Consider the following 622-nt stretch of genomic DNA (forward strand, 5'->3'; position numbering starts at 1 on the left):
GCGCCGCGCGTCACCAAGCGGTTACCGAGAGCGTTGAGATAATCGACGGCTTCGGCATCGTCGTCATAGCTGGGGTCGGCGCGGATTTCGCGCATGATGCTTTCGCCGAGGCGGCGCTCCTGCAGCGAGGAAAAACCGGCCTGGGAAGACTCGCCGAGATCCGGCAAACCCTCCGCCATGGTGGCGGGAACGGCGAGCGACCATATCAACACGAGGAGGCAAGACAAACGCATGGTGCTATGATAATTCGATTGTCCGGGAGTTCCTAACCCATGAAGAAAAAACTCAGTCATTTCAACAGTCGCGGACAGGCGCACATGGTCGATGTCGCGCCCAAGGCGCAAACCCATCGCGTCGCCCGCGCCCGCGGGCGCATCCGCATGCAGCCGGCGACGCTGCGGCAGATCGCGGCAGGCTCCGCCAGCAAAGGCGACGTGCTGGGCGTCGCCCGCATTGCCGCGATCCAGGCCGCCAAACGCACTTCGGAACTGATCCCGCTCTGCCATCCGCTGGCATTGACCCGTATCGACATCGAATTCGTGATCGACCGCAAGTCTGCCGCAGTCGAGTGTCTCGCCACCGTCGAAACCGTGGGACGCACCGGCGTCGAAATGGAAGCCCT

1 protein-coding gene and 1 pseudogene are annotated in these 622 nt (G+C 63.0%); one reads left to right on the forward strand and one right to left on the reverse strand.

Going from position 1 to position 622, the window contains the following annotated elements; translation table 11 throughout:
* Positions 1-233: pseudogene (locus ACK4TH_RS12855) on the reverse strand (M48 family peptidase); the annotation flags it as partial.
* A 39-nt stretch (positions 234-272) separates the two neighbouring features.
* On the opposite strand from ACK4TH_RS12855, the gene moaC reads away from it, so the two are divergent.
* A partial coding sequence (gene moaC / locus ACK4TH_RS12860) for a cyclic pyranopterin monophosphate synthase MoaC (RefSeq protein ID WP_409627006.1) occupies positions 273-622 on the forward strand: 350 nt, incomplete at its 3' end.

Origin of the sequence: Tepidimonas sp. (assembly GCF_046292505.1) — a bacterium.
Lineage (GTDB): Bacteria > Pseudomonadota > Gammaproteobacteria > Burkholderiales > Burkholderiaceae_C > Tepidimonas.